Annotated in this window: 10 protein-coding genes; 3 read left to right on the forward strand and 7 right to left on the reverse strand. The window is 73.1% G+C overall.

The window, feature by feature from the left end:
• Positions 1–63 precede the first annotated feature (63 nt).
• Complete coding sequence (locus tag ABD811_RS29720) at positions 64–1,344, reverse strand: RDD family protein (RefSeq protein ID WP_344954380.1); 1,281 nt, start codon at positions 1,342–1,344, stop codon at positions 64–66.
• An 81-nt stretch (positions 1,345–1,425) separates the two neighbouring features.
• Between ABD811_RS29720 and ABD811_RS29725 the strand changes: the two genes are divergently transcribed.
• Complete coding sequence (locus tag ABD811_RS29725; RefSeq protein WP_344954382.1) at positions 1,426–2,421, forward strand: stage II sporulation protein M; 996 nt, start codon at positions 1,426–1,428, stop codon at positions 2,419–2,421.
• Here the strand turns inward: ABD811_RS29725 and ABD811_RS29730 are convergent, their stop codons facing one another.
• From ABD811_RS29730 to ABD811_RS29755, 6 genes are all read right to left on the reverse strand, one after another.
• A complete protein-coding gene (locus tag ABD811_RS29730) occupies positions 2,422–2,997 on the reverse strand; it encodes a Uma2 family endonuclease (RefSeq protein WP_344954384.1) in 576 nt (191 codons plus the stop codon).
• A gap of 293 nt (positions 2,998–3,290) precedes the next feature.
• Positions 3,291–4,583 carry a DUF58 domain-containing protein gene (locus tag ABD811_RS29735; RefSeq protein ID WP_344954386.1) on the reverse strand — a complete coding sequence of 431 codons (1,293 nt, stop codon included), beginning with the start codon at positions 4,581–4,583 and terminating at the stop codon, positions 3,291–3,293.
• A 73-nt stretch (positions 4,584–4,656) separates the two neighbouring features.
• Entirely contained in the window at positions 4,657–5,658 is a 1,002-nt protein-coding gene (locus ABD811_RS29740; RefSeq protein WP_344954388.1) for an AAA family ATPase, read from the reverse strand.
• Positions 5,655–6,962, reverse strand: coding sequence for a DUF4350 domain-containing protein (locus ABD811_RS29745; protein ID WP_344954390.1), 1,308 nt, complete (start codon positions 6,960–6,962; stop codon positions 5,655–5,657). Before ABD811_RS29745 ends, ABD811_RS29740 begins: the two co-directional genes overlap by 4 nt.
• On the reverse strand, positions 6,959–7,735 hold the full coding sequence (locus tag ABD811_RS29750) for a DUF4129 domain-containing protein (RefSeq protein ID WP_344954392.1): 777 nt from the start codon (positions 7,733–7,735) through the stop codon (positions 6,959–6,961). Before ABD811_RS29750 ends, ABD811_RS29745 begins: the two co-directional genes overlap by 4 nt.
• Positions 7,732–8,754 (reverse strand): hypothetical protein, encoded by a 1,023-nt coding sequence (locus ABD811_RS29755; RefSeq protein WP_344954394.1) that lies wholly within the window; start codon positions 8,752–8,754, stop codon positions 7,732–7,734. The genes ABD811_RS29750 and ABD811_RS29755 overlap by 4 nt, the downstream gene beginning before the upstream one ends.
• A gap of 858 nt (positions 8,755–9,612) precedes the next feature.
• On the opposite strand from ABD811_RS29755, the gene mtrA reads away from it, so the two are divergent.
• Both mtrA and mtrB read left to right on the forward strand, forming a co-directional pair.
• On the forward strand, positions 9,613–10,290 hold the full coding sequence (mtrA, locus tag ABD811_RS29760; RefSeq protein ID WP_344954396.1) for an MtrAB system response regulator MtrA: 678 nt from the start codon (positions 9,613–9,615) through the stop codon (positions 10,288–10,290).
• A gap of 155 nt (positions 10,291–10,445) precedes the next feature.
• On the forward strand, positions 10,446–12,071 hold the full coding sequence (gene mtrB, locus ABD811_RS29765) for an MtrAB system histidine kinase MtrB (protein WP_344954398.1): 1,626 nt from the start codon (positions 10,446–10,448) through the stop codon (positions 12,069–12,071).
• Positions 12,072–12,115 lie beyond the last annotated feature (44 nt).

Raw genomic sequence — 12,115 nt, forward strand, 5'->3', positions numbered from 1 at the left:
AGCTACCCAGGAGATACGCGAAGCGCCAGGGGGGGCCGCCTGTGGGCGGCCCACTGGAGCCGCCTACGAAGCACCCGCAGGCGGGGTGTGCGGGCCACCTGCCGGAGGCACCTGGGGAACGTCACTCGACGGCGCCTGCGGGACGCCAGGCGGAGGGGCTTGAGGCGCGCCCGCCGGAGGCATCAGCGAGGCCCCTGCCGGAGGCATCTGCGGGACGCCCGCGAAAGGACTCTGAGGGGAGCCTCCCGCAGGCATTTGCGGGACGCCCGCCGGAGGGACTTGAGGAACGCCCGGAGGCGCCTGCGGCACGCCTGCCGGGACCGCTTGAGGGGCACCGACCATGGCGGGGCCCTGTGAGGCGCCGTAGGCGGGGCCGTACGGGGCGTCCTGCCGGTGCAGCACGTCCTGATAGGGCCCAGAGCCGTAGTCGGACGGAGGAAGGAACTGAGGCTGCCCAGGCCCCGGCGCGCTGAACGCAGGCGGCTGAGGCGGCCCCTGCGGGACGGCCGCGGCCGGAGGCGGCCCGGCCATCGCCATCGCCGGCTCGCCGGGCCACGCCGAGGCGGGGACGGTCATGCGCATGCGGCGGGCGCGGCGCTGGGCGAGGCGCCACTCGTCGCGGCGGCGGCGTTCGGCCAGTACCGCCGACAGGACGATCTCAGGCCGAACCCCCGCCGGAGGGGGCGGGCTCACCACGGCGAACACCTGCTCGGTGATCCGCTCGCCGAGCGCGTCGCGCACCTCCGGCAGCAGCTCCCAGAACCGGGCCAGGTACTGGCGGGCCGCCAGCGCCAGCCCGTCGGACAGCAGCGACAGCTCCAGCCGCTGCGCCCACCCGGCGAGCTGCGGCGGCATCACCGCGACCGGTCCGAACATCGGCCCGTGCGGCACCCGCTCCTGGATGACGATCGTCCCGGCGAACAGGTCCCCCAGACGCTTGCCGCGCCGGTTGCCCAGCGAGGTCAGCAGCGCGGGGGCGCCCGTCAGCGACCAGAGCTCCACCGCCCCCGCCAGCCCCCGCACCAGCGCCTGCCGGAACCGCACCGGCCCGCCGTCGTCGGCCACCACGCGCAGGCCCAGCGCCAGCTTTCCGAGCGTGCGGCCGCGGGTGAGCGTCTCGCACAGGCACGGATAGCCCACCACGACCGCGGCCATCGTCGCGATGCTCAGCCCGGCGGTCCACGCCTCGTCGGCGACCAGCGAGGTCATGCCCACCAGCGACAGGCCGAAGTTGAGGATCGTCACCTGGAAGAACACGTCCAGCAGGAAGGCGCAGCCCCGGCTGGCCAGCCGTGCCACCCGGATGTCGAGCGCGACGGCCTCACCGGTGACGAGTTCGGCCATGTCCGGTCCTCCAGGGTGGGGGCAGGGATCCCCATTCTGCCCGTTCCGCACGGGTGGCCGGGCAGGCGTTAGTCTCGCCGGGTGGACGTCGATGCCTACGTGGCCGCCCATAACGCCGAGTGGCGCCGTCTGGAGCAGCTCATCAACAAGAGCCGCAAGCTGACCGGGGCGGAGGTGGACGAACTGGTCGAGCTGTACCAGCGCACCGCCACCCACCTGTCCGTGGTGCGCTCCAGCGCGCCCGATCCGATGCTGGTCGGGCGGTTGTCGTCGCTGGTGGCGCGGGGCCGGGCGGCCGTGGGCGGGGCGCAGGCGCCGCTGTGGCGCGACGTCGGGAACTTCGCCACCCGCTCGTTCCCCGCCGTCGCCTACCGGCTCAAGTGGTGGTGGCTCGGCAACGCCCTGCTGGGCAACCTGCTGGCCCTGGTGCTCGGCGTGTGGGTCGCGCGCAACCCCGAGGTGCAGGCGTCGATCGCGACCCCGTACCAGATCCGCGAGCTGGTCGAACACGACTTCGCCAACTACTACGTCGAGCACTCGGCGGCCTCGTTCGCCTTCCAGGTGTGGATCAACAACGCCTGGGTCTCGGCGGTCGCGCTGATCTTCGGGATCCTGCTGGGCATCCCCACCCTGTACGTGCTGCTGCTCAACCAGCTGAATCTCGGCGTCACGGGCGGGCTGATGTTCGCCTACGGCAAGGGCGACATCTTCTTCGGCCTGATCCTGCCGCACGGCCTGCTGGAGCTGACCGCCGTCTACCTGGCGTGCGGCGCCGGCCTCAAGCTCGGCTGGACGATCATCGATCCGGGGCCGCGGCGGCGCGGCCAGGCCCTGGCCGAGGAGGGCCGGGCGTGCGTGGCGGTCGCCATCGGCCTGGTCGGGGTGCTGCTGGTGTCCGGGCTCATCGAGGGCTTCGTGACGGGCTGGGTGCACATCACCTGGCTGCGCGTCGGCATCGGCGTCGTCGCCGAGGCCGCCTTCCTGGCCTACGTCATCGTCCTGGGCCGCCGCGCCACCCGCCAGGGCGACACCGGCGACGCCGACCTCACCCCCGACACCGCCCCCACCTCCGGCTGATCACCCGGTTGTTGCCAATGCCGCGAGATCGATTTCTGCCGGGAACGGTTCCGCGATCCTGATGGCACCGGGATGGACGCCGGTCAGCAGGTATCTGCGTGTGGGGCGGTCGAGACGGTACGTAAAAAGGATCAGGTCGTCCTCGTGTTGCTCGACACGCCAGAAATGGGGGATTTTCGCGTGCGCGTACTCCGCGGGCTTGTCGAACTTGTCGGTCGTCATGCTCACCATGCCCATGACCTCGACGATCAGCAACACATCCGCGGGGAGAACGGGGATCTTCCGACGATCTCCCCGGTACACCATGACGTCCGGTCTGCGGTTGGTCAGCGGAACCTCTGAAAGGCGGAGGTCCACGCCGCCGGTGACGTCCCAAGGAGGAGGAAGCGACCTCTCCAGAGCCATGCCGAGTCCATGTGCGATGCCATTGTGCCGGGGCGTGTCGGAGGGAGACACGATGGGCCGCCCGTCCACCACCTCAATGCGTCGGCATACCTCTACCGGCATTCGGTCATAGTCCGCGGCGGTGATGCCATTGGGGGGGAGCGACAGGTTCTGTTCCGCGAAGGAGATCAATCATTCCTCCCCGATATGCGCGTATGGTGCGAAGTCATGCGACACGGCTCGCGGTGAAGGTCGCCGCCTGACCGCTTCCACTGGGCTGTCGGCGCGACACCTGGCCACGGGCTTTCATCGTTGTCCATGTAGATCGGTAGGCCGTGCGCCATTTCGCCGCCGCCCATCCCGTGCCGAAAGCGACATCTTCCTCGGGTGCATCGCATACAGACCGGCGGCAACGTCGGTCTGTATGCGGTCGATCACAACTCCGAGCCTATCCCTGGCGATTCCGCAATATCGCCGTTTTGGATTCAGAGGCGGCCGGCGGCTTTGAGGGCTAGGTAGGCGTCGGCCAGGGCGGGGGCGATGTCGGCGGGTGGGGCGTCGACGACCTCGACGCCGTAGCCGCGCAGTTCGGCGGTCAGGCGGCGGCGTTCGGCGCGGGCGCGTTCGGCGGCCGCGGCGTCGTAGACGGCGGCCAGGTCGCCGCGGGCGGCGGCCATCTCGCCGACGCGCGGGTCGGCCACGGCGGCGATCATGACCAGGTGGCGGGCGGTGAGCTGCGGCAGCAGCGGCAGCAGGCCCTCCTCGATCGCGGCGGAGTTCAGCTCGGTGAGCAGCACCACCAGGCAGCGCTGCCGCACCCGCGACATCAGGGTGGACACCATTCCGGCCGCGTCGGACTCGATGAGCTCGGGCTCCAGCGGCGCCATGGCGCGCACCATCGCCGGGAGCAGGTCCGTACGGGACGCGCCCTCCACACGGGCCCGCACGCGCCGGTCGTAGGCGAGCAGGTCGACGCGGTCGCCCGCGCGGGAGGCCAGCGCGCCCAGCAGCAGCGCGGCGTCCATCGAGCAGTCCAGGCGCGGGATGTCGCCGACGCGTCCGGCGGAGGTGCGCCCGGTGTCGAGCACCAGGTAGATGCGGCGGTCGCGTTCGGGCCGCCAGGTGCGCACGACCACGTCGCGGCGGCGCGCGGTGGCCCGCCAGTCGATGGAGCGCACGTCGTCGCCGTCCACGTACTCGCGCAGCGAGTCGAACTCGGTGCCCTGCCCGCGGATCAGCGCCACGTGCTGGCCGGTCAGCTCGCGCAGCTTGGCCAGCTTGCCGGGCAGGTGACGGCGGGACGGGAAGGCGGGCAGCACCCGCACCGTCCACGGGGCGCGGCGCGACAGCTGCCGGGCGGCGAGCCCGAGCGGGCCGGACGAGCGGATCGTCACCGTCACCGCCTGCCGGTCGCCGCGCCGGGTCGGGACGAGCGTGGTCTCGACGCGGCGGCGTTCACCGGCGGGCACGTCCAGCTTCACCACGCGGGGTCCGGCGGCGGCGCTCGGCGGCCACACGTCGCGCAGCCTGCCCTTCACGCGGCGGCGCCCGGTGTTCTCCACGATCAGCGACACCCGCGCAGTCTCGCCGAGGCGGACGCTGGTGTCGCCCTCGCGGTGCAGGCGCAGCGCCCGCACGTTGCCGGCGAGCGTCAGGTCGACCGCCACCGCGGCCAGCAGCACCCCCCACAGGGCCGCCAGCGTCCACCAGCTCGGCAGGACGATCGGCACGACCGCGCCGAGCAGCGCCAGCAGCCCAAGCCGTCCGGTCAGTGCCATGCCGTGCTCCCCGCCGGCCTGCGGGACGCGCTCACGGCGCCGCGTCCCCGCGGCTCGTTCATCGCATGCCTCCTCAGCGGGGGGCCGGGACGTGGGCGAGGATGCCGTCCAGCACGCCGTCGGCGGTGGCGCCCTCAAGCTCGGCCTCGGGACGGAGCTGGACGCGGTGGCGCAGCGTGGGACGGGCCAGCGCCTTCACGTCGTCGGGCGTGACGTAGTCGCGGCCCGACAGCCACGCCCAGGCGCGCGAGGTGGCCAGCAGCGCGGTCGCGCCGCGGGGGGACACGCCCAGCTGCAGGGACGGCGACTGGCGGGTGGCGCGGCACAGGTCGACGACGTACGCGGCGACCTTCGGGTCCAGGCGCACCGCGCCCACGGCGGCGCGTCCCGCGGCCAGGTCGGACGCCCCGGCGACGGCCCGCACGCGCGACAGGTCGCGGGGGTCGAACCCGGACGCGTGCCGCTCCAGCATCGCGATCTCCTCCTCGCGGGACGGCACCGGCACGGTCAGCTTCAGCAGGAACCGGTCGAGCTGGGCCTCCGGCAGCGGGTAGGTGCCCTCGTACTCGATCGGGTTCTGCGTGGCGCACACCACGAACGGGTCGGGCAGCGCGCGCGCCGCGCCCTCCACCGACACCTGCCGCTCCTCCATCGCCTCCAGCAACGACGCCTGCGTCTTGGGCGGCGTGCGGTTGATCTCGTCGGCGAGCAGCAGGTTGGTGAACACCGGGCCCTCGCGGAACTCGAACTCCGCGGTTCGGTTGTCGTAGATCAGCGAGCCGGTCACGTCGCCGGGCATCAGGTCCGGGGTGAACTGGACGCGCTTGAAGTCCAGGTCCAGGGCGTGCGAGAGGGTCTTGACCAGCAGCGTCTTGGCGGTGCCTGGCACGCCCTCCAGCAGCACGTGGCCCCGGCACAGCAGCGCGATGACCAGGCCGGTGACCACCGAGTCCTGGCCGACGACCGTCTTGGCCACCTCGCCGCGCAGCGCGGTCAGAGCCTGCCGGACCTGCTGGGCCTGCTCGGTGTCGACGCCTGGGGCGCCGTCCTTGGCGAGCGGGACGGGGTGGTTCACGATTGCCGTACCTGCCTTTCCAGGTCGTCGAGAACGTCGGACAGCCACACGAGTCCGGCGTCGTCCGCAGGTTCAGGACCGTACAGGGCCGCGCCGATCGTCGCCTCGTCGTAGAGCAGGCGGCCGTCCGGGCCGGTGCTGAACGTTCCGGTCTGGGCGGCGCCGGGGGGTGCTCCCGCCCCGGCCGCGCGCACCCTCTGGGCGACCGCGGTGACGATCTCCTGGGCGGCGTTCGGGTCCTGCGCGGCACTGCGCGGCAGGCCCAGCAGGGGGACGAGGCGGTCGCGCGCCCCCGCCCGCAGGGCGTCGGCGGCCCGGTCACGGGCGTGGTGCGCGCGGTAGAGGCGGGCGCGGCCCTCGACGGTCTCGGCCGAACGCACCACCACCGGCAGCGCTTCGGCCACGACCGGCCCCAGCCTGCGTGCCCGCCACATGGCGACGACCGCCACGGCGAGCACCAGCTGCAGGAAGAACAGCTTCACCCCGAACGGCACCAGGTCGCCCAGTGTCTGGTCGCCGCTGGCGCTGCCCGGATCCGGAAGGTCCGGGATGAGCCACACGACCGAGGAACGCGCCCCCGCCAGGTTCATCGCCAGCGCCGCGTTGCCCTCGTCGCCCAGGTACTCGTTGGTGAGCGGACGGGGCGACCCCAGCACCGTCACCGTACGGGCGCCGTCGAGCCTCAGCTGCACGAGCCGGGGGAAGGCCTCGGCGTGGTAGCACGCCGTGGTGCCGGGCGGCACCTCGTAGGTGTCGGACTGGCCGAAGGTCACGCTCCCCGCCAGCGTGGCCGCCTGGAGCGTGCAGCCGGGGACGTCGGTGTCCTCGAAACTGCTGCTGGCGACCTGCACCCCGGGGGCCAGCCCGGTGAGGACCCTCCGGGACGGCGCCACGAGCAGCAGGTCGCCGGGGGCGCGCCGCAGCCGGTCGATGTCGGACTGCGTGAGCCGTTCCGAACGGGTGATGACGGTGACAGACGTGGAGGTGGCCCGTTCGGCGGCGTCGCCGGCGCTGCGCGAGACCGCCACGGGCGTGCCCCGCTGCCGCAGGATCTCGGCGAGCGCGCGCGTGCCGCCCGGGCTCGCCGACTGCGGGTCGAGGTTCTGCCGCGAGGTCTCGGGACGCAGCGCCGCCAGGATCACCGCGATCACGACGAGGCCCAGCACGGCCGCGAGCACGCCGCGCGAGGCCCGCCACCGCCGCCTGGCGACCTGCCCGGCGGTCGGCTCGCCGCCTTCCGCAGCGGACGGCGCGGACGGCGCGCCGGTGGTGTCCGGGGGGCCGGGGGTGAGCGTCGACGTCACCGGCCATCACCACCGTGGGACGCGCCGCTCCCGCCGCCTAGGCCGCCTTCGCCGCCGGGACTCGGGGCGACTCCGGCCAGGTCCGGAATTCCGGACTCATTGGGCCGCTCGGTGGCCGCGCCGTCGTCGTCCATCGGGCGCGGCCTGGTGGCCTGCACCCGTTCGTCCAGGTCGCGCAGTCGCGCGTAGCCCTCGGGGGTGCCGGGGCGTCCGCCGTACCAGACGTCGTCGAAGATCCGCACGCCCGCCCGTAGGTCCGCCGCCACGTCCGGCAGCGCCCGGCCCGCCTCGGCCGCCAGCTCGTCGGCGGTGCGGCCCGGGCGCGGTCCGAGCACCGCCCGTTCCTCCAAGTCGCGGGCGATGGCCCGCAGCCGCTCGCGGATCGCCTCGGCCCAGCGTCCGGCCGCGGCGTGCTCCTCGGCGTTCTGGCGGTGGTCGCGCGGCGTGGACGGCGCGTCGTCCAGCAGGGCGCGGCGCGTGCCCCGGGTGTTGCGGCGGCCCCACATCAGCCACGCGACCAGGCCGATCACCACCGCCACGATGATCGCGATCACGATCCAGGAGATCCAGCCGCCGCTGCCGTGCGCGTTCGGCTGCGCCGACCGGTCGGTCAGCTCGCGCAGCCAGTCGCCGATCCGGTCCAGCAGCCGCTCCAGCCAGGACGGCTGGTCGCGGTGGTAGATCGGTTTGTCCAGCTCGCGGCGGGCCAGGTCGCGGGCCTCGTCCCGGCCGATCGGATCGGCGATCAGGGCGGTGAGCACGGCAGTGATCATGTCGATGTCCAGGTCTGCGGCGACTGCGGCACGGGCGGCTGCTGCGGTACTGGCTGCTGCGGCACGGGCGGCTGGTGCGGTACCGGCGGCTGGTGCGGCGGCTGCTGCGGCTGCGGTCGGACGGCGAGCGGGTCGGGCCGCCACAGTTCGAAGAAGCCGTCGTCCGTCGTCCCTCGGCCGTCGGGCGCGTCCGCTGTCCCGTTGCCCGCCGGCGCGCCGCCGCCCGGGGCGGACGCGGGTCGCGTGCGGGTCCGCAGGTCCAGGTCGAAGCCCTCCCGGCGCATCCGCCGGTCAACGTACAGCAAGGCGATGACACCGGCGTCGAACGGCAGCACCACCGACCAGCTCACGATGCGTCCCAGCGTGTCGACGGCCAGCGCGCCGACCGACGCCCCGGTGCCCTCGGCGTCGCCGAAGACCGCCAGCTGCACGAGCAGGAACGGCGCGCGCAGCGCGAACAGCCCCATGAACACAGTGATCAGCAGGGCGAGCAGCAGCGTGCCGCAGGTGCGCCACCAGCGACCGCGCGACAGCGTGCGGGCCCGGCGCAGCGCGCCGGCGACGCTCTCGCGCTCCATCACGACCGCGGGCACGGCCGGCACGAGCAGCACGTACACCCAGACCATCGCCGCCAGCCCGAGGGGGACGCCGAACACGCCGGCGATGATGATCGCCTCGACGGGCCCCTCGGCGGCGATCAGCATGAGCAGCGGCGCGTTCGGCAGCACCAGCGCGGTCAGCGAACCCGTCATGATCAGCGCGGAGACGGCCGCGAGCCGCCCCATCCGGGGCCGCGCGTCCCGCCACGCCTGGCGCGGCGAGGTCGGCAGCCCCAGCAGCCCGCGTCCGATCAGCGGCGCGAGCAGCCCAGCCACCAGCAGGATCCCGTACGCCGACAGCACCAGCCCGATCGCTCCCAGGATGAACTGGGTGCCGATCGAGCGGACCAGGAGACCCGGCGTGAATTCCTCACGGGCCTCGGGGCCGATGAAGTAGTACGCCAGAAGCGACCCCAGCACCTGGATGACGGTTGAGACGGCTATGGACAGGCCCAAAGTCGCCCTTGGGTGACGCCGAATGCTCGCGATGGCCGCGTCCAGCATCTCCGAAATCGACAGCGGCCGGAACGGAATGTCGCCCCCGAGAAGGTCCGCGTCCGCCAAGGAAACCCGCGCAGAGGCGGGCTCGGACATAGGCGCCCCTGGCGACGTGGCGTCCAGCGCAGGCGCGGACGGTGCCTTAGGCGGGAACGCGGAATCGGCCGGGGGCGGGAAGGCGGCGTCAGACGAGGGCGCGGACGCGGGGTCGGCCGGGGACGGAAACGCGGCGTCAGACGAGGGTGGGGACATGGGGTCAGACGAGGGCGGCGACGTGGGGTCAGGCGCGAACGCGGCGTTGGGCGGGGGCGTGGGGGCAGCGGGGGACACGGGCGCGCCGTCTCGGTCGCCCGAAGCGTCCCAGCCGTTCGGTCCCGGCATCTCCAGCTCCCCGTGCCCCGTGTCCTGTGCCCGTTTCGTGAGGCCTGCCCCCATGACGGCCCGTCCGGCCATCCTGTCACGGCCGAGGTCCCGCGATTGCCTCCTCTTGACGGTCCGCCCACGATGGATTCGATCGGCCGGTTTAGGCCGGGCCACGGGTTGGTCGGCGAAGCGGTGTCTAGAATCCGTTCCTTTGGACGCGGCCAGGCGCACGCCACCTCATCGCCGGTTGGGAGGAGTCATGGCGGAGGCAAACGCAGGTAACCTTGCCTGCCAAGGCATTTCTCTCCCTGGCGAGGTGGGGCCGGGCCATCGTCCGGGGCACGACGGGGGCGTCGATGACGTGCGCGACGCGCTTGCCGTATCCCACCAAACCCCGACTTTGTAGCGATGAGGGCCATGAGAGGACGTGTACTGGTCGTCGACGACGACCTCGCTCTCGCCGAGATGCTCGGCATCGTGCTGAGGGGCGAGGGGTTCGAGCCATCCTTCGTCCACGACGGCGACAAGGCGCTTGAGGCGTTCCGGGAGACCCGGCCCGACCTCGTGCTGCTCGACCTGATGCTGCCCGGCGCCGACGGCATCGACGTGTGCCGTCAGATCCGCGCCGAGTCCGGCGTCCCGATCGTCATGCTGACGGCCAAGAGCGACACCGTCGACGTGGTGCTCGGCCTGGAGTCCGGCGCCGACGACTACATCGTCAAGCCGTTCAAGCCCAAGGAGCTGGTCGCGCGGGTGCGCGCCCGGCTGCGCCGCACCGACGAGCCCGCCCCCGAGACGCTGCAGATCGGCGACATCACCATCGACGTGGCGGGGCACTCGGTCAAACGCGGCGACCGCGCCATCCCGCTCACCCCCCTGGAGTTCGACCTGCTGGTCGCGCTGGCCCGCAAGCCGCGCCAGGTCTTCACCCGCGAGGTGCTGCTGGAACAGGTGTGGGGCTACCGGCACGCGGCCGACACCCGCCTGGTCAACGTGCACGTCCAGCGGCTGCGCGCCAAGATCGAGAAGGACCCGGAGCGGCCGGAGATCGTCGTCACGGTGCGCGGCGTCGGCTACAAGGCCGGTCCCGCCTGAACCGCCCCGCGTGACGGCGAGAACGGCGGCCCCATGAACGCTCCCCCCGCGACGCCCGAGGTCCCGGTGACCCCCCGGGCCCGCAACCGTCACCGCGCCGCGATGACGCACGCCCCGGGGGCGACGCGGCGTCCCGCCGGGGGAGTGGTGCGGTGATGAACGCGGCCAAGCGTGTCGCGCGGCGCGGGCTGAGGGCGTCCCGGCGGGTCCTGCGCCGTGGGGTCGGACGGGCCTACACCCGCTGGCGCCGTTCCATCCAGATCCGGGTGGTCACGTCCACGCTGCTGATCTCGGCGGTCGTGGTGGCGATCCTGGGCGCGTTCCTGCAGCAGCAGATCTCCGCCGCCCTGATGGAGGGCAAGATCAAGGCGGCGATGCTCCAGCTCGACGAGGGCCTCGGGATGGTGCAGCGCGACCTGGGCGGCCCCGCCACCGACGACGGCGGCCGGCTGGAGAGCGTCGTCAACGCCCTCAAGGCCCGCAGCGGGCCGTCCGGGCTGTACGAGATCTATATCCGCGACGCCAAGAATCCCTACTACGACGGTTACGCCACCAACGAGCTGCGCCAGGAGAGCGTCCCCCCGCGGCTGCGCGAGGAGCTGCGCCGCGGGCCGACCGGGGCGCGCGACTACACCTTCGGCAGGCTGTCCTATATCGGCCGCGACCGCGAGCCCGGTCTCATCGTCGGCGGCAAGACCGGCCAGTTCGAGCTGTACTACCTGTTCCCGCTCACCCAGGAGGAGCGCACCCTCACCCGGGTGGCCTGGTCGCTGCTGGCCGTGGGCGCGGTGCTGGTGCTGCTGCTGGCCGCCATCGCCTCGCTCGTCACGCGGCAGGTCGTCATCCCGGTGCGGCTCGCGGCCCAGGGCGCGCAACGGCTGGCCGCCGGACGGCTCGAAGAACGCATGCGGGTGCGCGGCGAGGACGACCTGGCGCGCCTGGCCACCTCGTTCAACGAGATGGCCGCCAACCTCCAGGAGAAGATCGGCGAGCTGGAGGACCTGTCGCAGGTGCAGCGGCAGTTCGTGTCGGACGTCTCGCACGAGCTGCGCACCCCGCTGACCACCATCCGCATCGCCGCCGACATGCTCTACGAGTACCGCGACACCTTCGCCGACCCGGCCGTCGGACGCTCCGCCGAGCTGCTGCAGAGCCAGCTGGAGCGGTTCGAGGCGCTGCTGGCCGACCTGCTGGAGATCAGCCGCCACGACGCGGGCGCCGCCACCCTGGACGCCGAGTCGCTCGACATGCGCGACCTGGTGCTGCGCGCCGTCGGCGACATCCAGGGCCTGGCCGAACGCAAGGGCAGCAAGGTCGTCCTGCAGCTGCCCGGCGAGCCGTGCATGGCCGAGGTGGACCGCCGCCGCGTCGAGCGCATCCTGCGCAACCTGCTCGTCAACGCCGTCGAGCACGGCGAGGGTGAGGACATCATCGTCTCCGTCGCCGCCGACCGCGACGCGGTCGCCGTGGCGGTGCGCGACCACGGCGTGGGCCTCAAACCCGGCGAGAGCCAGATGGTGTTCGACCGGTTCTGGCGGGCCGACCCCGCCCGGGCCCGCACCACCGGCGGCACCGGGCTCGGCCTGTCGATCTCGCGGGAGGACGCCCAGCTGCACGGCGGCTGGCTGCAGGCGTGGGGCGAACCCGGCAAGGGCTCGCAGTTCCGGCTGTCGCTGCCGCGTGTGGCGGGCGCCGAACTGCGCGGCTCCCCGCTGCCCCTCGTCCCGCCGGGAGCCCGCGACGCCCGGGCCGTCTTCGCCGAACTGGAGGCGGGGGATTGATCGCGCGGCTCGGCCGGGAGGGCCGCAGAGACCGGGGAGGCCGG

Source organism: Actinomadura miaoliensis (genome assembly GCF_039536785.1).
Taxonomy (GTDB): Bacteria; Actinomycetota; Actinomycetes; order Streptosporangiales; family Streptosporangiaceae; genus Spirillospora; species Spirillospora miaoliensis.

What these genes read in the sequence shown, in the direction of transcription:
- mtrB (WP_344954398.1), top strand. Translation starts at nt 10,446, where the DNA reads ATGAACGCGGCCAAGCGTGTCGCGCGGCGCGGGCTGAGGGCGTCCCGG.
- ABD811_RS29750 (WP_344954392.1), bottom strand. Translation starts at nt 7,735, where the DNA reads ATGATCACTGCCGTGCTCACCGCCCTGATCGCCGATCCGATCGGCCGG.
- mtrA (WP_344954396.1), top strand. Translation starts at nt 9,613, where the DNA reads ATGAGAGGACGTGTACTGGTCGTCGACGACGACCTCGCTCTCGCCGAG.
- ABD811_RS29735 (WP_344954386.1), bottom strand. Translation starts at nt 4,583, where the DNA reads ATGGCACTGACCGGACGGCTTGGGCTGCTGGCGCTGCTCGGCGCGGTC.
- ABD811_RS29720 (WP_344954380.1), bottom strand. Translation starts at nt 1,344, where the DNA reads ATGGCCGAACTCGTCACCGGTGAGGCCGTCGCGCTCGACATCCGGGTG.